Below are 21,431 nucleotides of genomic sequence, written 5' to 3'. Positions count from 1 at the left end.
CGCAACCCTGCACCCATCCTTCAGACAAACCATGGCGGAGCACGACATGAACATCCCGAAACAGCCCTGTCCCAAACCCGGCCGCACATGCCTGCTGGCACTGGCCGGCACCCTGCTCGGCGCCGGCCCGGCCCTGGCCGACAACAGCCTGGGGCCGAACCCCTACGGACCCGGCTTCGGCTTCGATGCGCCACAGGAAGCCAGCTGGGGCGGCTGGCAGCGCACAGCGCCCGGTACCGTCCATGCCGAATGGGACGTGTTCAACGATGCCTCCCACGGCAAGGGCGATGACCGGACGGCCGCGCCGGATCTTGGCAGGCACGGCACGACCTCGGCCTGGCTGGGCTGGAATGCCGGCACCTTCGTCTCCTCGACGCAGAACCTCTACAGCTTCTCGGTGCCGGAAACCGTCCGCATCAACCTGGCCGCCCCGCCCGGCGCAGGTCGCACCCGCGTCGCCCTGCAGCTGGAGGCGCAGGGCGAGGGCCGGCTGGACCCCAGATACCTGCGGCTGAACGGCCGGGGCGCGAGCCGCATCCTGCAAACCTACCGGGGCACCTACGCCTCCTCCATGGGCCCCGCCGACCTGGTGCACCAGGTCGCGCTGTGGGATTTCGACCAGGCCCCGGACAGCTTCGCGATCGAATTCACGCTGAAGCAGCACACCACCATCCGGCAAATCGCCGTGGACATCGGCCCCCATGCCGGCGGCGAACCGGTCACCCCGGAAGCCCCCGAACCCCTTGCGCGGGTCAAGACCTGGATCAACCTTCCCGCCGAGGATCTCGGCGCCGAGCGGACAACCCGCCTGTACGCCCAGAACCGCCGGTATTTCCCGCAGATCTGGCGCGACCGCCAGCTGGCCTACCAGCAGTCGCCCCGCCAGGCCGGACAGCAGGCCAAACGCCAGCTGACCGGCAAGATCAAGGCGCTGTTCTACGACGAGGCGGCCGCCGACGGCGTCAACACGCTGTTCGTCGACCTTTACCGGCCCGACGGCAACGGCGACCTGAAGCTTGCGGAATGCCGGCTCAAGCCGACCCAGATCCGCCGCTGGGCAAAGGTCATCCTGGACGACCGGAGCCAGCGCCTCGGCACGGCCGTCTATGCCCTGGATGTCAGAAGCACCGAATTCGCCGGTGAACCGGCCAGAACCCGCCTCACCCGGCAGGTCGGCCAATGCGACATCGACCTTGCCACCGCCGGCCTGCAACCCGGCGTGCCGAACCTCCGCGAGGGCGACTACAGCGTGCTCCGGCGCGGCCAGCCCGAAACCCCAGTCACCGCAAACCCTTGAGCATCACGACCATGAACCGACCTGCATCACGAACCGCGGCCACTCGCCCGGCCCGCCTGCGGCATCTGCCGCTGTGCGCCCTGCTGGGCATCAGCCTCAACGCCAGTGCCGACGGCAGCATCGGCATCGACCCCTATGCGCCCGGCCAGGGCTTCGACCGGCCCGGCGAAGCCGCCTGGGGTGGCTGGAACCGCTGCGACGGCGGCACCCTTTTCGCCGAATGGGATATCTTCGACGACGCCTCCCACGGCGCTGCCGACGACCGCACCGCCGCACCCGGCGGCGCGGCCGAACAGGTCGCCGCCTGCGGGGTCACCAGCGCCTGGCTGGGCTGGAGCACCGACGCGGCCAATCCCGCCTTCGCCTACAACAACGGCAACTATCTCTACAACCTCTCCAATGGCGGGCAGGGCGGCACCACCAGCTTGCGGATCAATGCCGCGGGCCCCTTGCGCCCGGGCCTGACCCGGGTGGTCCTGCAATTCGAGACACGCTCCTACCCCATCATGCCGGACAGCCTGCGACTCAATGGCCTCAAGCCGACCCTGGTGGCCAACACGCGCGAGCGGGACACCACCATCAACGGCCGCCCCGCCAGGCTCTTCCACCAGCTGGCGATCTGGAACCTCGGCGCCGCGCCGCCAACGCTGCTGTTCGATTTCGCCGCCGAGGCCCATACCGTCCTGCAAATGGTCGCGCTCGATGCCGGACCGCTGAACTCCGGCAGCACCGACGACCCCGGCCAGGCGCCCGTGCCGGCCAGCTGGCTGATCAACCTGCCCGGCGAAGCCCTGCCACCCGCCCTCATCCAGTCGCTGCATGCCCAGCGGCCGGGGTGGTTTCCCGCCGAGTGGCGGCCCAGCCAGCTGACCTACCGGCAGTCGGTCAACAAGGCCGGCACCCGCCTGGGCCGCCGACTCAAGGGCAGCATCAAGGCCCTGTTCCATGATCCCGCCGAGGGCCCGGCCACCAACCGGGTCTTCCTCGACATCTACCGCAAGGACCCGATCGCCGACATCCGCATCGCGGAATGCGAGCTGAAAACCACCCAGAAACGCCGCTGGACCCGTGTCAACATCGACAATCGGCTGGTCCGGCTGGGGACCGCGCGCTATGCGCTGGACCTGGAACTGACGGAAATCCCCGCAACATCCGCCAGCCGGTTCAAGCGACGCATCGGCCAGTGCGACATCGACCTCGACGCCGAGGGTATTCAGGCCGGTGTTCCCGCGTTGCGCGAAGGCGACTACACCCGCCTCCGCCGCGCCGAGCCATAGGCCCTGCACCCCGACCGACTTTCCAAGGAGACCCCGACGATGAACCAAGCAACCGCCAGACCGGCCCTCGACGACATCCTGCTGGAGGCCCGGCAATTCCACCTTGCCTTCGCATCCCTGCTGCTGGCGACAGCCAGCGCCGACGGAGAGCCGACCGCCAGTTATGCGCCCTATGTCACGGACGCGGCGGGAAGCTTCTACGTCTACGTCAGCGAACTCGCCGCCCATACCGCCAACCTGCAGCAACACCCGCGGGCCAGCGTCCTGTTCATCGAGGATGAAAGCCATGCCCGCCATCTGTTCGGGCGCCGGCGGGTGACCTACAGCTGCCGGGTGGAGGGGATCGGCCGCCAGGATGCGCGCTTTGCCGGCATCCTCGACCGCTTTGCCGAAAAGCACGGCAAATTCATGGACATGATGCGCGACCTCCAGGACTTCCACCTGTTCCGGCTGGTGCCCGAGCGGGCCAGCTATGTGCGCGGCTTTGCCGAAGCCTTCGAACTGACCGGAGAGCGCCTGGAACAGATCCGGCATCTGAACGACAAGGGGCACCGTGCCGGCAGCCGGGACACGGCCAGCCAGATGAACACGCTGAGCGCTGCCTGAGCCGCGGGAGTTTCTACACGATGTCCACATCCCGTCCCGAAGCACTCCGCGAACACTGGCAGGCCCTGCTCGCCAGCGAACCACAACTGCGAATCCGCGATGCCGCCGGGCGTCTCGGCGCGGCCGAGGCCGAACTGGTGGCACTGGGCTGCGGCACCACGGCAACCCGCCTGGACGGTCCCTGGGATGCGCTGCTGAGGCAGCTGCATACCCTGGGTCCGCTGCTCGGCCTGACCCGCAACGACCATGCCGTGCATGAGCGGCATGGCCGCTACGAAAGGCTCGCCAGCCAGGGCCGGATGCGGATCGTGGGCAGCCCCGGCTTCGATGCCTGGCTGTTCCTCGACCGCTGGCACAGCGGCTATGCCGTCCAGGAGATCGGCCACGGCCAGGTCCGCCAGAGCCTGCAATTCTTCGACGAGCGGGGCGGCGCGGTGCACAAGATCTACCAGACGCAAGAGACGCTGCCCGGCACGCTGGAGACCCTGGTCAGACAGTTCCGGTCGGCCGACCAATCGCCCGACCACCCGGTCGCGGCCCAGCCGGAGGTGCCGGCAACCGCGGAACAGCCCCGTTTCTGGCCCAGCCATGACGTCGAGGGCCCGCCGCCACCTGACCCGATCGCAGCACATCCCGCGGCCATCCGGCCGCCGGCGGTCGCCCGCGCGGTCGACCGGACAGCGGCCGAAATCGTCCTGCGCGAGGCATCGGCACAGGCCATTCCCCTGCGGATCGCCGTCGGCAATCCTGGCGCCCTGCAATTTCACCGGGGGCCGGTCACCGCCATCCGCAGGACCGGACCATGGATTAATGTCCTGGACGCGTCGTTCAACCTGCATCTGAGAGACGAGCAGGTCGCCAGCGCCTGGGTGATCGAGGAGGACGCGGACACAGGTCCGAAACGCTGGCTCGGTCTCGCCGACCGTCAGGGCCAGCCTGTGGCGCAACTGTCCTGCCTGCAGCCGTCCGCCCGCTGGGACGCGCTGCTCCAGGGGCTCGCGGCGGCCGTCACCGCCGGAGGGCCTGCCTCGTGAACAGACGACAGCATTACCAACGCTTGGCACTGGCCGGCCTGCTGGCCGGGCTGCTCCAGCCAGCCAGCGCGGCGGATCCGCGCATCGTCACGGCGGGTGGCGCCGTGACCGAAATGGTCTACGCGCTGGGCGCGGGCGACCGGGTGGTGGGCGTGGACATCTCCAGCCTGTTTCCCCCGGCCGTCGCGCAGGTGCCTCATATCGGCTACCTCCGCACCCTGAGCGCGGAGGGCATCCTGGCCCTGCGTCCCGACGTGCTGCTCACCACCCCGGAGGCCGGCCCTGCCGCGACGCTGGAACACCTGCGCGCCAGCCGGGTGACGATCGAAACCGTACCCTCCGGGTTCACGCCGGCGGCCGTCGAGGAAAAGATCCGTCGCATCGCCCGATCGCTGGACATACCGGAAGCCGGAGAACGGCTGCTCGGCGACTTCCGCCGGAACTGGCAGGCCACGCAAGCGGCCGTGGCCGGCTACGCCGACCGGCCCCGGGTGCTGTTCGTGCTGGCCCATGCCGGCGGCAGCCCCATGGTGGCCGGGCGCGGCACGGCGGCCGACGCCATGATCGCCCTCGCCGGCGCCGAGAATGCCGCCGCCACCTTTGACGGTTACAAGCCGCTCACCGCCGAAGCGGCGGTCGCGGCCCATCCCGAGGTCATCCTGATCACTGACGAGGGCATGCAGGAACTGGGCGGACGGGATTCGCTGTGGGCCAATCCCGCCCTGCGCCTGACGCCGGCCGGCCAGCAGCGCCGGGCGGTGGCCATGGACAGCCTCACCCTGCTGGGCTTCGGTCCCCGGCTGCCGACCGCCGTGCGCGAACTCGCCGCCCGCCTGCGCACGCCAGCATCATGAGCGCGCATGCCGCATCGGCGGACATGGCCGGCCGGCTGCCGGTGCTGCCGTTCTTTCTCGGACTGGGCCTGATCTGGCTGTCGCTGAACCTCGCCGCACTGGGCATCGGCGCGGTACCGATCGGCTGGCCGGAACTCCTGGCCTGGGCCACGGGACACCCGGACGGCGCGCCGTCCGGGCAGGCATTGACCGTGTTCTGGGTCATTCGCCTGCCGCGCCTGCTGCTGGCCAACCTCGCCGGCGCCAGTCTCGCGCTCTGCGGAGCGGCCCTGCAGGCGCTGTTCCGCAATCCGCTGGCCGATCCCGGCCTGCTGGGCATTTCCAGCGGGGCGGCGCTGGGAGCGGGGCTGATGATCGTCGTCGCCCCGGCCTACCTTGCCGGCCTGACCGGCTGGGCGAGCCAGGCCGCCGTTCCCCTGGGCGCCTTCGCCGGCGCCCTGCTGGCTATCCGGCTGGTGCAGGGGCTGTCCCGGGGCGCCGGCGTCTGGACGCCCGGCACCACCCTTTTGGCCGGCATCGCCGTCAATGCCCTGGCCGGCGCCGGCATCGGCCTGCTGTCCTATCTCGCCGACGATACCGCCCTGCGCAACTTCACCTTCTGGTCGCTGGGCAGTCTCGCCTCCGCCACCTGGCCGCTGCTGATACCCGTCACGCTGCTGGCGCTGCCCGCCACCGCCCTGCTCTGGTGCGAGGCGGCGGGGCTCAACATGATCCTGCTGGGCGAGGCCGAGGCCGGCCATGCCGGCGTCGACGTGGCCCGGCTGAAACAGCGCGTCATCACCCTGTCGGCGCTCGGCATCGGCGCATTGGTTGCCGTGACCGGCAGCATCGGCTTCATCGGCCTGGTGGCGCCCCACCTGGTGCGCCTGACCATCGGCCCGGATCATCGCTTCCTGCTGCCAGGCTCGGCCCTGCTGGGCGCCGTGCTGCTGGGCGGCGCCGACCTCGGCGCCCGCACCCTGGCCGCACCGGCGGAGCTGCCGATCGGCCTGCTGACCTCGCTGATCGGCGGGCCTTTCTTTCTCTGGCTCATCCGCCGCCAGGCGGGCAGCCTCGAGTCTTGAGCGACGCCATGAGCGGCTGTGCCGGGGCGGGGATCGTCCCCCGCGGCGACGGCGTTGGCCTGACCCTTGGGTTCCGGGGCGCGGATGCCCCGGATTTTTTCCGGACCGCACCCGCTGAGGAGCCACCCGCATCATGTTGAGTGCCATCGATGTGGACAAGCGCTACCGGGAGCGCTGGCTGCTGCGCCATGTCTCCCTGCGCGTCAGGCCGGGAGAGCTGCTGGTACTGGCCGGCACGAACGGCGCCGGCAAATCCACCCTGCTGAAAATGCTGAGCGGCGAATTGACGCCCGATGGGGGTGAAATCCGCTATGGCGACCGGCCGGCCGGCGACTGGCCCCTGCGGGAGCTGGCCAAGCGGCGGGCGGTGATGCCGCAGGACCAGCGGCTCGGCTTCCCTTTCACCGCCCGGGACGTGGTGCTGATGGGACGCTATGCCCACCACCAGGGCTATCCGCGCGCCGCCGACCGCCAGCTCGCCAGGCGCCTGATGGCGTCGCTGGATATCGGGCATCTCGCGCAGCGGCTCTATCCGACCCTGTCCGGTGGCGAACGGGCCCGCGTGCAGCTGGCCCGCGCCCTCTGCCAGGTACTCGACAGCGACACGCCCGAACCGCCCCTGCTGCTGCTCGACGAGCCCACCGCCAGCCTCGACCTCGCCCACCAGCAGCTGGCGCTGTCGGTGACACATACCTTCACCCGGCGCGAGGGCGGCGGCGTTTGCGCCGTGCTGCACGACCTCAATCTCGCCGCCCAGTACGCCGACCGCCTGGCCATCCTGGCCGAGCAGCGCCTGCTGGCCGAAGGCCCGCCCGCCACGATACTGACCGAGGCCCTGCTCAGCCGGGCCTTCGCCACCCAGGTCCAGGTCATTCGCCACCCGGCGCTGGCGCATCCCCTGGTAACGACAGCCCGTCCGGGCAGCGCCCCGGACGGCCATGCCGCCACAGGGCAGGCGTGCGCGGCACGCGGCGACATCGAGGTTTCACGGTAGCTGTGATAAATTAAGAATGACTATCATTTGCCACACTTGCCATCGTGAAATCCGATCTCAGCTGCCTCGGCGAGGGCGAATCCGCCGTGATCCAGTCCATCGAGGCCGATGAGGCCCTGCACCACCGCCTCAGGGCGCTGGGATTCAGCGCCGGCAAACCCATCTCGGTGATCCGCCGTGGGCGCTTCCATGGCCCCCTGCAGGTGCGTGTCGGCATGACCGACGTGATTCTCCGCCGCAGCGACGCCGCCAAGATCAAGATTGCCCTGCCGTCATGAAGCGCCTGGCTCTCCTGGGCATGCCGAACACCGGCAAGTCCACCTTCTTCAACCGCCTGACCGGGGCCCGCGCGCGGGTCGGCAACTGGCCGGGCATCACCGTCGACCTGATGGCGGCGAAGACCCTGCTCGGCGCCTCGCTGACCCAGGTCGTCGACCTGCCGGGCATCTACAGCTTTCACGGCTTCTCGGAAGACGAGAAGGTGGTGCGCGACTTCCTGGAGCACAACCCGGTCGACCTGGTCGTCATCGTTCTCAACGCCACCCAGATCGACCGGCAACTGCCGCTGGCGCTACAGATCCGCAAGCTGGGCCTGCCGGCCGTCATGGTGCTGAACATGGCCGACGAGGCCCGCCAGCTCGGCATCCGCGTGCATACCGCCCGGCTTGCCCAGGCCCTCGGCTTTCCGGTGGCGCTGGTGAGCGCGAAATACGGCCAGGGCTTCAACGAGGCCCGGCAGCTGATCGGCCAGGCGCTGGATGCCGGCCAGCCGGCGCGACCGCCGGAATTGACCCAGGTCTTTGCCGAGGATCACGCCATCGAGACGGAAACCGGCACCCTGCTCAAGGCCGCCGTCGACCTGCCGCGACAGTTTCCACGCAGCCGGACGGTCTGGCTGGACCGCTTCCTGCTGCACCCCTGGCTGGGGCTGCCGCTGTTCTTCCTGTTCATGTTCCTGCTGTTCCAGTTCATCTTCACCCTCGGCAAACCGATGCAGGACGGAGTGGCCTGGCTGCTGACGGAAGCGCGCGACCGCGGGCTGGAACCCTGGATGAGCGGCTGGCCTCCCCTGCTCAAGGGGCTGGTGCTGGACGGCATCTACAACGGCGTCGGCACGGTGGCGTCCTTCGTACCGATCATCATCCTGTTTTTCCTGGTGATGACCCTGGTGGAAGACAGCGGCTACCTGTCCCGGGTCGCCTTTCTGATGGATGCGCTGATGGCCCGCCTGGGCCTGGATGGCCGCAGCTTCGTGATGCTGCTGATGGGTTTCGGCTGCAACGTCCCGGCCCTGATGGGCACCCGGGTCATGCGCTCGCGTCCCCTGCGGCTGCTGACGATGCTGGTGGTGCCGTTCTCGCTGTGCTCGGCCCGCTTGCAGGTCTTCCTGTTCATGACCGCCGCCCTGTTCAGCGCCCGGGCGGCGCCGGTGGTGCTGTTCAGCCTGTATGTGCTGAGCTTCCTCGCCGCCCTCGGCACGGCGCTGCTGTTCAAGCGCCGCTATGTGAGCACCGAGCCCTTCGTCATCGAACTGCCGCCCTACCGGCTACCGACCTGGCGTCAGGTCGCGCTGCGCGGCTGGCACGAGGTGCGGCACTTCCTGCGGCGGGCGTCCAAGTTCATCACCGCGGGCGTAGTGGCGGTGTGGCTGCTGACCAACCTGCCGCCGGACGTGCCGCCGAGCAGCGCGGAGACCCTGGCCGGCCACATTGCCCGCTTCCTGGCGCCGGTGCTGACGCCGATCGGCATCGACGCCGAACTGAGCCTGGCGCTGATCTTCGGTTTTGTCGCGAAGGAGATCGTGGTCGGCTCGCTGGCCGCCATCTATGGACTGGAGGGTGACGCGCTGATGGGCCTGATGGCGCAAAAACTGGACTGGGTGCAGGCCTACAGCTTCATGCTGTTCACGCTGATCTACGTACCCTGCCTGTCGACCATCGCCACCCTCAGGCAGGAGGCGAAGAGCACCGGCTTCATGCTGGCATCCATCGTCTGGTCCCTGCTGCTGGCCTGGATCGTCTGCCTCGGCTTCTACCAGGGCGCCCGGGCGCTGGGCTTCTGAACGCCCAGGCCCCCGGCGACGGCAGGGGCGGGCTGCCTACTGGACCTGGGCCTCGTATTCGGCCTTGTCCTTCTCGTACAGAGCCTTGAGGCTGTCGCAGTTGGCCGCGCCGACGTGGCGCGCGGCGATGCAGTCGTTGTATTCCTGCTCGGATTCTTCCAGGCGGATGGCCGCCTCTTCCGCGTCGGGCCCGCCGATCACGGTCCGGTTGCGGTGGCTGCATCCCTGCAGCAGGCTGCCAAGGACAAGCACGGCGAGAACGGGCAAATAGGTCTGTTTCATGGGCAAGGGACGGTCGAAAAGTGGGTGTAGTGAACCACAGACCGCCGGACCAGGCAAAACCGGCCTCGGCCAGCGCCGGCCCTGCCGCAGGCAAAAAAAACCGGCCGCAGCCGGTTTTGCCAGGCATGGCTGTCAATCGAGCCGATCGGACGCCCCCCGCGTTATTAGAATTTGCTTGCCCGGATTCGGCTCCAAAATCGATCCTGGACTGCGCTCGGCTTGAAAAAGAAACCCGGGCTAGCCGGGTTTCGAAAGCGAGATACAGACACACCCTCCATGGTGCGAAAAATCCTACTGGCTCCCGGCAGCGGCGTAAATTCGTAAATCTACGTACAAACCACAAGGTTTCTGTCCGGGCGCCATCGGCACGCCCGGGGTGCCGGCAACAAGCTCACCGGCGAACGATGAGCTCGACGTCGTCGATGAGGAAACGGGTGGCCCGCGAACGGTTTTCGCTGCCGGTGAACTGGATGCGCAAGGTCCTGCCGCGATAGGCGCTCAGGTCGAATGCCCGCAGGACATAGTCGGGTCCGGCATCGCGGTTGGAATACACCGCCAGCCGCTGGCGCAAAGCACCCGCCGGCGTGCGCAGGGTCAGGCTGAGCCGGTCGCGAACCGGCGCCGCCGCCGGCTCGTCGGTATCGATGCGCAGCCAGAAACGCAGCTCCGCGGCGCAGATATCCGCCGGCACGGTCAGCTGCTGGAACAGCCGCTGCTGGTTGGCACGGCCACGGCCATTCAGGCTCGCCGCCCAGTCGCCGGCATGAGTCAGGCCGGCCCCGGGGCGGGCGATGGCCGCCAGCAGGCCGCGCCAGGGCGGCTGGGCGCCGGCCTCGAACCCGCCGTTCGCCAGCAGAGATGGCTGCGGCTGGCAGTTGGCGGGCGCGCCGGGATTGCGGGTGGTCACGCTCACCTCGCCGGCATCCGCCCGGTTGCCGGCCTGATCGGTGGCCGTGGCGGTAAGCACATGCATGCCGTCGGCTACCGTCGAGGAATCCCAGGCCAGCGCGTAGGGCGGCCCGGTCACGCGGCCCACCACCCGGCCATCGACCAGGAAGGCGACGTCGGCGACGCCAGAGCCGCCAACCGTGTCGGCGGCTTCGGCCACCAACCTGATCGGGCCGGACAGGGCCGTACCGGGCAGGGGCTCCAGCAACGCGACCCGGGGCGGCGCGGTATCGCCCGGCAGGTGCTCCAGGAAGCGGGTGTTGAGCAGCCGGTTGGGTGATCCCGGCCCCGCGGCCAGCACCTTGCCCGGCATGGCGCCAGCCAGCAGGGCGGCCATCACCTGGGCCGGCGCCGAACCCGGCCGCGCGGCGAGAAACCGGGCGGCAGCGCCGGCCGCATGAGGCGTGGCCATGGATGTGCCGCTCAGCATCTCCGCCGCCGCATCGCCGCTCGCCCAGGCCGACGGGATCGCGCTGCCGGGCGCGAACAGATCCAGGCAGCTGCCGTAATTCGAGTAATCCGCCCGCTGGTCGCCGGTGTCGGTAGCGGCGACCGTCAGGGCCTCGGCGACCCGCGCCGGCGAGGCCTTGCAGGCATCGGCGCCGCTGTTGCCGGCCGCGACCGCATAGACCACCCCGGCATCGATGGAATGACGCACCGCCGTATCCAGCGCCAGCGAATCCCCGGCGGCCAGGCTGAGGTTGGCCACCGCCGGGCCGGCCTGGCGGCGAACCTCCGCGGTCAGCCACTCGATGCCGCTGATGACGCCGGAGACCGTGCCCTCGCCGTCGCAGTCCAGCACCCGCACCGGCACCAGCCGGACCGCCTTGGCAACGCCGAACCGCGCCCCGCCGATGATGCCGGCCACATGGGTGCCGTGCCCATCGCAATCCGCGGTGCCCCGGCCATCGCCGATGCTGCTGAAGCCCGCCGCCACCCGGCCACCGAAATCCTGATGGGTGGCGCGGATGCCGGTGTCGACGACATAGACCGCGACGCCCGCGCCGTCATTGGAAAACTGGTAGCTGCCGTCCAGCGGCAGGCTGACCTGATCGATGCGGTCCAGCCCCCAGGGCGCGCCCGGCTGCACCAGGGCGGTGGTCACCCGGCCATCCTCCTCGACCAGTGCGACCTCGCTCTCCAGCGCCAGCGCCTGCGCCTCGGCCTCGCTCATCTCGGCGACGAAGCCCTGCGCCGCCTGCCGCCAGCGCCGCCCCGGGCGCAGGGCATGCCGCGCCGACAGGCCGGCCACGCGGGCGTCATCGACATCGACATCGGCCGGCTGCCCCCGCAGCAGCACGATATAGCGCCCGGCAACCGGCTGCTGCGCCCGCCGGAAGACGCCGGCCTCTGCGCCGCTGCCGGTGCAGAACAGCAGGCTCGCCAGCAGCAGGCAAGGCAACGGGAAGCTGGGGAGGCAGGGCAGGCGCATGGGATGACGGTCTCGGTGAGCTCCGGGATCGGGGCCCCGGAGAGCCCGGAGTCTACACCCGATCGGCAGGCTTTTCCGACCCGTCGCCACCACCGCCGGCACAGGCTTTCGCCGCTGCCGGCTGACGTAGAATGGCGCCTTTGGCCGCGACCGTCTGGTTGTCCCCTCCCGTGCCCGAACCCCGCCCATCACCGGATGTCCCCGCCAGACGCCGGCGCCTGATCCTGGCGCCGCTGGCATTGCTGGCGCTTTATGCGATGGCCGGCTTCCTGGGCCTGCCCCATCTGGCCCGGACCTACTGGCTGCCGGAACTGGAACGCTCCAGCGGCCTGCGGCTCGCAGCCGAGCGGCTGCGCTTCGATCCCTTCCGCCTCGATCTCGAACTCCGGCACCTGACGGTCCGCGACGCGGCGGGCGATGCCCCGTTCACCCTCGGCGACGCACATCTGGACCTCGAGGCCCTGAACACGCTGCGCCGGGGCCGCCCGGTCATGAGCCTGAGCGTGGAAAATCCGGTCGTGACGCTGCGGCGCGACGAGCAGGGGCGGCTGAGCCTCGCCGGTTTCCCGCTGAGCGGCAGCGGCAATCCGGCGCCGGGCCTGCCGGTCGGCCTCGGCCGGCTGGCCGTCCGGGGCGGCAGCCTGGTCTTCGAGGATCTCGCCAACAACCGGCGGACGACGGCCCGCTACGACGACATCACGCTGACCTTGGCGGACGGCGCCGGCCATGCCGGTCGCGGGGATGCCTTCGCGCTGACGGCGCTGGGACCCGACGGGGAACGGCTGGCCGTCACCGGCACCCTGACACGGAATCCGCTGCGTCTCGATGGCCGGCTGGAAACCGATCATATGAACCTGGCCGGCTGGTCCGGCCTGCTGCCCGAGGCGCTCGGCTGGCAACTGCTCGGCGGCCGCGCCGAACTGCGGGGCGATTTCGCCTGGTCTGTGGCCGGCAGCCAACCGGGCCTGAAGCTGACCCTGTCGCAGGCCAGCCTGGCCGGGCTGGTCGCCGTCCAGGGCCAGGCCGAAAACCGGCGGATAGCCATCGAGCGCCTGGACAGCGGCCCGTTCGACTGGGATGGTCCGGCCCGGCGCATGTGCCTGGCCTGGCTGTCGCTGACGGGCGCCACCACCCCCTGGGGCCGGCTGGACCGGCTCAGGGCGGAAAACCTGCTGGCCGGTACCGGCGGCGGCGATGCCACGCTGGCCAGCATCGAGCTGGAACAGCTGCACCTTGCCTCCGCCCAGGTCACGGCACTCAAGGCCGGCCCGCTGGCCTACGCGGGCGAGACCCGCGCGCTCACCCTGGAAGCCGTGGATATCGCCGCCCTCAAGGCGCCCGGCCTCGCCGCGAAGGGGCTGAGGATCGCGGGCCTGCAAGGCAGCCTGGCGGAGGGCGCCCGCCTGTCCGGGCTGCGGGCAGGCTCGCTGCAGGCGGACAGCGCCGAGTTCCGCTCCGGACGGGTGCGGCAGCTGGCGGCGGACGCCATCGGCTACCAGACCAACCCGGGGCGGCTCGGCATCGGCAACCTGTCCGCGGCGCAACTGGATTCGCCCTGGGGCAGCCTGACGTCGCCCCGGCTGGAAGCGCTCGACTACCGCCTGGCCGAACGTGCCCTGAAGACCGGCCCCCTCGTTGTCGCCGCCGCCGAGGGAGCCTGGGGCCATGCCGGCACCCTCCGCGTCGACCCGGTCGAGCTGGACCCGGGACTGACGCGGCTGACGACACCCCGCCTTGAGGTCCGGGCCCTCGCTACCAGCTGGGGACGGGTGGACACTCTCGCGCTGGAACAGCTCGGCGTGGACCTGGCCGGCCGTTCAGCCAGTGCCGGGCGCCTGATCGGCCAGGACATCACTGCAGCGCCGGGCCGGCTCGCCCTGCTGACAGGCAGCCAGCTGCGCCTTGACGGAGCCGGGCGGCGCCTGACCCTGGCCGATGCCAGCGCGCGGGATATCCGCACCGAGGACGTGCAGGCCGCCGGCCTGACTGTCTCCATCCTGGAACTGGACCTGGCCGGCCAGCGCTTTCGCCTGCAGGCGGCCGAACTCACCGATGCCCTGGCCCTGGGCCGGATCGAGGCCGAGGCCGCCAGCCCGCCGCCGGCGCAGAGCGAGCCGCTCCCGGCCGGCGCCGGCGCAACGGCCGATGCCGCGGCCAACCCCTATCAACCGCGCCGCGCCAGACTGGGCCAGCTGCGCCTGGAGGATATCCGCGGCGGCCTGCGCCCGCGCGAGCTGGCCATCCGCCGGATCGTCACCGGCAAGACCGCGCTGGATGTCATCCGTCGCGATCCGCAGACCCTCGAAATCCGCGGGCTGCCCGCCTTCGGGCGCGGATCCCTTGGCCCGGCCGGCCCGGCCTGGCGCTTCGCCATCGACGAGTTCCAGCTCGGCGACTCGTCCATCCATGCCTTTGACGAAACCACCGAGCCGCCGGTGCGCCTGCGCTTCAACGGCCTGACGCTGAAGGCCTACGACCTCACCACGGAGCGCGACAACGCCACGGAATTCCGGCTCCGCACCCAGATCGGCAGCAGCAGCCGCTTCGAGGCCGAGGGCCGGGCGCAATTCCGGCCGCTGCAGCTGAACTTTCGCTTCGGTCTGGACAAGCTGCGCCTGCGCAGCATCGAGCCCTACTGGAAGCCCCTCACCAACGTCGACCTGCAACGCGGCAACCTGAGCCTCTGGGGCGATGTGGTCGTGCGCGAAGATCCCGGGTTGCACCTCGATTATGCCGGCGGCGCCGAGGTGCTGGAGGTGGACGCCGTCGAACGCGGCAACCGCCAGTCGGTGCTGAAATGGGACCTGCTCAAGGTCGATGGTCTGGCCATCAGCAACCGCCCCTCGCGTTTCGTGGCACGCGCGCTCACGGCGGAAAAGCCCTACGCCCGCGTAGCCGTGGACGAGCACGGCCAGCTGAACCTGCTGGAAGCGCTGGAGCCGCCCAGTCAGGCGGCGATCCCGGCCGGGCTGGAGGCGCTGCAGGTCGAAAGGACGCCCGCGAACCAGCTGCCGTCGGCCTCCATCGGTCTCTTGCGCATCAAGGATGGCGTCGTGAACTTCAGCGACCGCAGCATGAAGCCGGGCTTCATCGCCGAGGTCCGCAAGTTCGACGGCACGATCACCGGCCTGTCCTCGCGCGCCGACGCCAAGGCCAGCCTGAGCCTTGAGGGCCGGCTCAACGGCAATGCGCCGGTGCGGGTGTTCGGCGAGCTGGATCCCATGGAATACCGCGACCACACCGACATCACGGCGCAGTTCAAGGGGCTGAACCTGACCAATTTCTCGGCCTATTCCGGCCAGTTCGGCGGTTACCGGGTGGAACGCGGCAAACTGGACATGGATCTGCGCTACCGGCTCCGGGCCGGCCAGGTCGAGATCGAGAACCGCGCCATCCTCGACAAGCTGACCCTGGGCGAGCGGGTCGGCGACAACGGCTCCTGGCTGGTGGATTTCGCCATCCAGCTGCTGAAGAGCGGCGACGGCAAGATCGACGTCAACCTGCCGGTCTACGGCGATCTCAGCAACCCCCAGTTCAGCCTGTGGGCGCTCTACCGCGATGTCTTCGCCAACCTGATCGCGCAGGTGTACTACACGCCCATGCTGCTGGTGGACGAGGTCATCGGCCGGGAGGCGGCCGCGCATTACACGGTGGCGTTCCCGCCCGGCAGGATCGAGCTGACCGATACCGGGGCCGCCGCACTGGCCGAGGTGGCCCGGGCGATGGCGCTGCGGCTGGGCGCGAGCCTCGATATCGAAGGCAGCGCCGATCCCCGCCACGACCGCCTGGCGCTGGCCGGCCGCGCACTCCGGGAGCAGCTGATCACGGCACGGCGCGCCGAGCTGCGTGCCCAGGGCGTGCGCCTGCGCAGCGACGCGGTGCCGGAGCTGACGGACACCGATTACCGGCGGCTGTTCACGACCTATTACCGGGAAAAGCATCCCTTCGCGGCGGAATTGCGCGAACTCGAGGACCGCCGGCAGACGACCCTCGACGGCCCGCTGTTCGACGCCGCCCAGCGCAAGGTCCTGGGCGAATGGCCGGTCGACGAGACCACGTTGCGCGCGCTGGCCATGGCGCGGGCGGAGAGCATCCGCGGCTATCTGATCGAGGAGGAGGGCGTACCCGACGAGCGCCTGTTCCTGCGCGAGGTCAGGCTGGCGATTGCCGCCGACGAACAGGTCCGGGCGGCGCTGACGCTGGAGAGCTTTTGAGCCAGCGTGCCAGCGGGTGACGCCAGCGTGGGGGCTTCGGGCATAATCCCGGCACCCTGACCCGGCCTGCCCGCGCGATACGCCAGATGCCCAGCAACGAAAACTCCCCCGGCGCGCGGCGCCCCGCATCGTGGCCGCGCCAGGCATGGCGCGTGGCCCGGGCGGCCGCCGGCGGGCTGCTGCTGGCCACCGGCCTGGGCGGTTGCCTGTCGCCACCGGCGCTGGACGTTTCGGTCATGAGCTACGACCGCGTGACCACCGACCTCCTCTCCCAGCAGTTGCTGCTGAACATCGCCCGCGCGCGCCATCACCAGCCGATCCACTTCACCGCCGTCTCCAACATCGCCGCGACCTTCGACTTCCGCTTCAATGCCGGCGCTGGCCCGGCCGCCACCGGCAGCTCCGGCGGCATGCTGGTGCCGACCTTCGGCGGCAGCGTGGCGGAGAACCCCACCATCACCATCGTGCCGATCGAGGGCGAGGCCTTCACCAAGCGGCTGCTGACGCCGGTGGCGGAGAGCATGATGACCCTGCTGATCCGCCAGGGTGCCGACGTCGACCTGGCGCTGCGGCTGATCGCCGGGGAATTCCGCAGCCTCGGCGCGGCGGGCGAGACCGTCTACCACAACCGGCCGACCGATCCGGGCTATTCGGTCTTCCGCCGGCTGGTGCTGCATCTCTCCTCGATCCAGGACCGCAACGCCCTCTACATCGAGCCGCTGCGCTTCGAGCAGTCCTGGGATTTCAGCCGCGAGCAGGTCACGCCCGAACACCTGAACACGCTGGCCGCCGACTACAAGGTGGAATGGAACGCCGCGCAGCGGGTCTACCATGTCTCGCGCCAGGTCACGGGCCGGGTGATCATGACCAACTACGATCCCGACATGCTGGGCAACGCGGAGCGGATGCGCCTGAACGACTGGGCCGAGGGCAGTCCGGCCAACGAACTCAATGTCGACATCCGCCCCAGCCATGTCGGCGGGGAATACCCCATCCACGGCAACTTCCGGCTGCGCAGCCTGGCCAACATCATCAATTTCATCGGCCGCGGCATCGCCGACGAGCCGGAGTTTCCGGTCGACAAGGATCCGCGCACGCCGCCGGTCGCGGAGAACCCCGCCCGTACCCTGGACGTGACCGAGACCGAGTCGGCCCCCGGCGACGCCGACCTGTCGGTGGCCTTCCGCGACCTCCACTACGCGCTGCGGCCCGAGACCGGCCATCCGTGGAATCACGAGGCCTTTACCCTGCTGCACCAGATGTTCCAGATGACCGTCACCGAATTGCCGAAGGCGGGCGTGCCCAGTCTGACCATTGCGAAATGATACGGGTTATCATTTGCGAGCGTCGTGCGATCTAGCGCCCGCCCTCAACCCAACCCCATGTCCGGAGACTGCCCCTGATGAACAAGCTCGCCATCCTGTCCCTGCTGCTGCCCGCCGCGCTGGCCGCCTGTGTTCCCACCCCCCCGGTGACCGAGAACAACGACGGCACCTACACCATCAGCCAGACCGGCGGCTGGGGCTACGACATGCATGACGTCAAGACCGAGGTGAAGCAGCAGGCCAACCAGTTCGCCCGCCAGGCGGGCAAGGATCTCGTCATCCTCAACGAGGAGGTCAGGCCCATGCGATCCTACGGCACCTATCCTTCCTACGACGACACCTACACCCTGACCTTCCGGCTGGGCGACCGGACGGCCCGCTAGCGACGGGAGCCGCCTGGCCCGGGCGGACAGCGGGCCGCCCGCCGTCACCATTTCTTCATCGCCCTGCCATCAACCGATCATGGAGCTTCCGTATCGTGCCCCGCTGAATCTGGCACTACGGAAGCTCCATGCGGACCCATCCCGACGACCCCATCACCTTCAGGCCGCGGCGGCACGCCGTGGAAATCGCCACGCGAGCGGACGATGTCCGCGCGGCACAGGCACTGCGCTATCGCGTGTTCGGCGAGGAAATGGGCGCCCGGCTGCACAGCCGGGTCGACGGCCTCGACGCTGACGAGATCGACGACCACTGCGATCATCTGCTGGTGCGCGATCTCGCCACCGGCGCGGTGGTCGCCTGTACCCGGCTGCTGAGCGACACGGCGGCAGCGCGGCTTGGCCACTTCTATTCGGAGGGCGAATTCCGCCTCGACGGGGTACTGGGCCTACCGGGCCGCTTCCTGGAAATCGGCCGCACCTGCGTGGACCCGGCCCAGCGCGGCGGCGTGGTGCTCGGCATGCTGTGGAACGGCCTCGCCGAATACGTGTACCGGCATCGCTTCGACTATCTGATGGGCTGCGCCAGCATCCCGCCAGGGCCCAGCGGCTTCGCGGTCGACGCCGTCTACCGGCAGATCCGGCCGGAGCAGTTCGGGCCGGCGCATCTGGCGGTCTCGCCGCGCCGGCCAGTGCCGCCCGGGCGGCGCTGCATCCGCGACGAAAGCGGCATCCCGCCCCTGCTGCAGGCCTATCTGCGGCTGGGCTGCTGGGTCTGCGGCGAACCGTTCTGGGACGAGGACTTCAACGTCATGGACGTGTTCATCCTGCTCGACCTGTCGCGGTTGCAGGCCCGCTACGAGCGACGCTTCATGGGCACGCGCACGGAGACGGAGCATGGGATCCTGCCGGCGCTGGTATAGGGGCATCCTGATCGCCGGCATGTTCGCGCTCGGGCTGCTAGCCGTGGCGCTGGTCATGCCCGGCCTGCGGCGCCTGTCCCGGCGCCGCGCCGAGGACTGGTGCGAGGCCATCGTCCTCGCCTGGAACCGCGCCGTGTGCCGCATACTCAGGCTGCGGCTGCGCATCACCGGCCGGCCCGACCCGGCCGCCGGGCTGACGGTCGCCAACCATGTCTCCTGGCTGGACATCATCGCCCTCGGCGCGCAGCGGCCATTCCGGTTCGTCGCCAAGGAGGAGGTCGCACGCTGGCCGGTCATGGGTTACCTCGCGCGCGGCATCGGCACGCTGTTCATCCGCCGGGGCGATGCCGAGCAGGCCACCGCCACCGGCGAGGCCATGACCTGGCTGCTGCGCCGGGGCGCGCACCTGCTGCTGTTCCCCGAGGGCACCACCACCCGCGGCGAACAGGTGCTGCGCTTCCACGGCAAGCTGTTCCTGCCGGCGCAGCTGGCCGGCGCCAACGTGCAGGCGGTCGCCCTGCGCTACCGGGGCGAGGCCGCCGGGCTCGCGCCCTTCGTCGACGACGATGCCTTGCTGCCGCACCTGCTGCGCATGCTGGCGCTGCCCTGCATCGAACTGGAACTACATTACTGCCCGAGCCTGCCGGTCGGCCTGCGCCGCGATCAGCTGGCCCGCGCCAGCCGGCTGCAGATCGCCGAATGGCTGTATCCGCGCGAGCGGCGCCCGCGTCCGCTCCACGAGGCCGTCACACAATCGTCACGCATTTGTCACGGGGACTTCACGCAACGCCCCTAAGGTGACGTCACACAGGCAAGGTGAGAGCACGAAGATGAAGCTGAATTACCGGAGCGTCTGGATTTCCGACGTTCACCTCGGCACGCGAGGGTGCAAGGCCGAGTACCTGCTGGACTTTCTCGACCACATCGATTGCCAACGGCTGTACCTGGTCGGCGACATCGTCGACTTCTGGAAGCTGAAGAATGGCTTCTACTGGCCCGCGCTGCACAACGCCATCGTGCGCAAGGTGATGGCGCTGGCCACGACGGGCACCGAGGTGATCTACATCCCGGGCAACCACGACGAGGTGTTCCGCGGCTACATCGGCACGGTCTTCAACGGCATCGCGCTCCAGGAGCGGGCCGTCCACGAAACCGCCGACGGCCGCCGGTTCCTGGTGGTGCACGGGGACGAATTCGACGGCGTGGTCTGCACCAGCCGCTGGCTGGCGATGCTGGGCAGCGAAGCCTATGACTTCCTGATCGCGGTCAACCGCTGGTTCAACATCGGCCGCCGAATACTCGGCTTCCCCTACTGGTCGATGTCCGCCTACATCAAGCACAAGGTCAAGAATGCCGTGAACTTCATCTTCGACTTCGAGCGGGCGCTGCTGCACGCCGCCGAGGAACAGGGGCTCGACGGCGTCATCTGCGGCCACATCCACCATGCCGCCATCCACGACAACGACCGCGGCATCCGCTACTGCAACACCGGCGACTGGGTCGAAAGCTGCACTGCCCTGGCGGAAACCGCCAACGGCACCATTTCCATCATCCGCTGGGTCGAGGACAGCGCCCGCTTACTGGAGGATCCGCTCCTTGAAACTTGCCCTGATCACGGACGCCTGGCGCCCGCAAATTAACGGCGTCGTGACGACGCTGAGCACGGTTGCCGAACGGCTGGGCACCTTCGGGCACGAGGTCGAAACCGTCACCCCCGACCAGTTCCGCAACTGGCCATGTCCGACCTACCCGGAAATCCGTCTGGCACTGGGCTGCGGCGACGGCCTGCGGCGCCGGCTGGACCAGCTGCGGCCGGACGCCATCCACATTGCCACGGAGGGCCCGCTGGGTCTGGCCGCGCGCGCCTATTGCCGGCGGCGCGGGCTGCCGTTCACGACCTCGTTCCATACGCTGTTCGCGGAGTACGTGAACGTCCGCACCGGCCTGCCGCTGTCCTGGGGCTACCGTTTCCTGGCCTGGTTCCACAATGCCGGCGAACGCGCCATGACCGCGACCCCGGGCCTGGTCGAACAGCTGCGCCAGCGCGGCTTTGCCAGGCCGGTGCTGTGGTCGCGCGGGGTCGACACCGACCGGTTCCGGCCGCGCCGGGAAGACCTGCTGCCGGGTGCCGGACCGAAGCTTCTCTATGTGGGCCGGGTGGCGGTGGAGAAAAGCATCGAGGATTTCCTGGCGCTGGAGGTGCCCGGCACCAAGTTCGTCGTCGGCGACGGCCCGCAGCGGCCGGCACTGGAACGGAAATATCCCGCCGCCGTCTTCCTCGGCTACCGGCACGGCGAGGAACTGGCGCGCCACATCGCCTCGGCCGACGTGTTCGTGTTTCCCAGCCGCACCGATACCTTCGGCCTGGTGATGCTGGAGGCGCTGGCCTGCGGCGTGCCGGTGGCGGCCTATCCGGTGCAGGGTCCGCGCGACGTGATCCTCAGCAACCGGGTGGGCTGCCTCGACGAGGACCTGGGCCGGGCGGTGACGACCGCCCTGCGGCTGGACCGCCACGACTGCCGCCAGTATGCCCTCGGCTATACCTGGGACCGCTGCGCACGGCTGTTCGAAAGCCATCTGGCGCCGATCTCCGCGGGGCCGGGCAAGCGCGCCGGCACCCGCTGAGCGGTTCCATGCCGCCCGGCGTCACGCGTTCTTCATCGTCCCTTCACAGACCCGTCACGCGAGCCCGTTAACGTGCCGGCAGGTCCGCCATCTCCGGCGGACCGACATCGCGAG

Annotated in this window: 18 protein-coding genes; 16 read left to right on the top strand and 2 right to left on the bottom strand. The window is 69.7% G+C overall.

Going from position 1 to position 21,431, the window contains the following annotated elements:
- The first annotated feature begins 46 nt into the window (after positions 1-46).
- The 9 genes from ACH5N8_RS00840 (at position 47) to feoB (ending at position 9,188) form a co-directional block, all read left to right on the top strand.
- Positions 47-1,297, top strand: coding sequence for a hypothetical protein (locus ACH5N8_RS00840; protein ID WP_483282135.1), 1,251 nt, complete (start codon positions 47-49; stop codon positions 1,295-1,297).
- Between the two features lie 11 nt (positions 1,298-1,308).
- Positions 1,309-2,574 carry a hypothetical protein gene (locus tag ACH5N8_RS00835; RefSeq protein WP_483282134.1) on the top strand — a complete coding sequence of 422 codons (1,266 nt, stop codon included), beginning with the start codon at positions 1,309-1,311 and terminating at the stop codon, positions 2,572-2,574.
- Positions 2,575-2,613: 39 nt separating this feature from the next.
- Entirely contained in the window at positions 2,614-3,180 is a 567-nt protein-coding gene (locus ACH5N8_RS00830; protein ID WP_483282133.1) for a HugZ family pyridoxamine 5'-phosphate oxidase, read from the top strand.
- Positions 3,181-3,200: 20 nt separating this feature from the next.
- On the top strand, positions 3,201-4,214 hold the full coding sequence (locus ACH5N8_RS00825) for a ChuX/HutX family heme-like substrate-binding protein (RefSeq protein WP_483282132.1): 1,014 nt from the start codon (positions 3,201-3,203) through the stop codon (positions 4,212-4,214).
- On the top strand, positions 4,211-5,068 hold the full coding sequence (locus ACH5N8_RS00820) for a heme/hemin ABC transporter substrate-binding protein (RefSeq protein WP_483282131.1): 858 nt from the start codon (positions 4,211-4,213) through the stop codon (positions 5,066-5,068). The genes ACH5N8_RS00825 and ACH5N8_RS00820 overlap by 4 nt, the downstream gene beginning before the upstream one ends.
- A complete protein-coding gene (locus ACH5N8_RS00815) occupies positions 5,065-6,132 on the top strand; it encodes a FecCD family ABC transporter permease (RefSeq protein WP_483282130.1) in 1,068 nt (355 codons plus the stop codon). Before ACH5N8_RS00820 ends, ACH5N8_RS00815 begins: the two co-directional genes overlap by 4 nt.
- Positions 6,133-6,268: 136 nt before the next feature.
- Positions 6,269-7,126 carry a heme ABC transporter ATP-binding protein gene (locus tag ACH5N8_RS00810; protein ID WP_483283159.1) on the top strand — a complete coding sequence of 286 codons (858 nt, stop codon included), beginning with the start codon at positions 6,269-6,271 and terminating at the stop codon, positions 7,124-7,126.
- A 44-nt stretch (positions 7,127-7,170) separates the two neighbouring features.
- A complete protein-coding gene (locus tag ACH5N8_RS00805) occupies positions 7,171-7,404 on the top strand; it encodes a FeoA family protein (RefSeq protein WP_460028132.1) in 234 nt (77 codons plus the stop codon).
- Entirely contained in the window at positions 7,401-9,188 is a 1,788-nt protein-coding gene (feoB, locus tag ACH5N8_RS00800) for a ferrous iron transport protein B (protein WP_483282129.1), read from the top strand. Before ACH5N8_RS00805 ends, feoB begins: the two co-directional genes overlap by 4 nt.
- 36 nt (positions 9,189-9,224) lie before the next feature.
- On the opposite strand, the gene ACH5N8_RS00795 is transcribed toward feoB, so the two are convergent.
- Both ACH5N8_RS00795 and ACH5N8_RS00790 read right to left on the bottom strand, forming a co-directional pair.
- Positions 9,225-9,470, bottom strand: coding sequence for a hypothetical protein (locus tag ACH5N8_RS00795; RefSeq protein WP_460028134.1), 246 nt, complete (start codon positions 9,468-9,470; stop codon positions 9,225-9,227).
- 391 nt (positions 9,471-9,861) lie between these two features.
- Positions 9,862-11,850 (bottom strand): S8 family serine peptidase, encoded by a 1,989-nt coding sequence (locus ACH5N8_RS00790; protein WP_483282128.1) that lies wholly within the window; start codon positions 11,848-11,850, stop codon positions 9,862-9,864.
- A 170-nt stretch (positions 11,851-12,020) separates the two neighbouring features.
- Here ACH5N8_RS00790 and ACH5N8_RS00785 point away from each other — a divergent pair, with 170 nt between their 5' ends.
- The 7 genes from ACH5N8_RS00785 (at position 12,021) to ACH5N8_RS00755 (ending at position 21,317) form a co-directional block, all read left to right on the top strand.
- Complete coding sequence (locus ACH5N8_RS00785) at positions 12,021-16,064, top strand: DUF748 domain-containing protein (RefSeq protein WP_483282127.1); 4,044 nt, start codon at positions 12,021-12,023, stop codon at positions 16,062-16,064.
- A gap of 86 nt (positions 16,065-16,150) precedes the next feature.
- Entirely contained in the window at positions 16,151-17,389 is a 1,239-nt protein-coding gene (locus tag ACH5N8_RS00780; RefSeq protein ID WP_483282126.1) for a hypothetical protein, read from the top strand.
- Positions 17,390-17,466: 77 nt separating this feature from the next.
- Complete coding sequence (locus tag ACH5N8_RS00775) at positions 17,467-17,772, top strand: hypothetical protein (RefSeq protein ID WP_483282125.1); 306 nt, start codon at positions 17,467-17,469, stop codon at positions 17,770-17,772.
- Positions 17,773-17,900: 128 nt separating this feature from the next.
- A complete protein-coding gene (locus ACH5N8_RS00770; protein ID WP_483282124.1) occupies positions 17,901-18,692 on the top strand; it encodes a GNAT family N-acetyltransferase in 792 nt (263 codons plus the stop codon).
- Positions 18,667-19,488: a lysophospholipid acyltransferase family protein gene (locus tag ACH5N8_RS00765; protein WP_483282123.1), complete on the top strand. Its 822-nt coding sequence runs from the start codon at positions 18,667-18,669 to the stop codon at positions 19,486-19,488. Before ACH5N8_RS00770 ends, ACH5N8_RS00765 begins: the two co-directional genes overlap by 26 nt.
- Before the next feature lie 34 nt (positions 19,489-19,522).
- Positions 19,523-20,332: a UDP-2,3-diacylglucosamine diphosphatase gene (locus tag ACH5N8_RS00760; RefSeq protein WP_483282122.1), complete on the top strand. Its 810-nt coding sequence runs from the start codon at positions 19,523-19,525 to the stop codon at positions 20,330-20,332.
- Entirely contained in the window at positions 20,289-21,317 is a 1,029-nt protein-coding gene (locus ACH5N8_RS00755; protein ID WP_483282121.1) for a glycosyltransferase family 4 protein, read from the top strand. The genes ACH5N8_RS00760 and ACH5N8_RS00755 overlap by 44 nt, the downstream gene beginning before the upstream one ends.
- Positions 21,318-21,431: the final 114 nt, after the last annotated feature.

It is taken from the genome of Methyloparacoccus sp. NF-16, from assembly GCF_056880625.1.
Note: the sequence above shows the minus strand (reverse complement) of the source record. Positions and strands in the feature narration are given on the sequence as shown.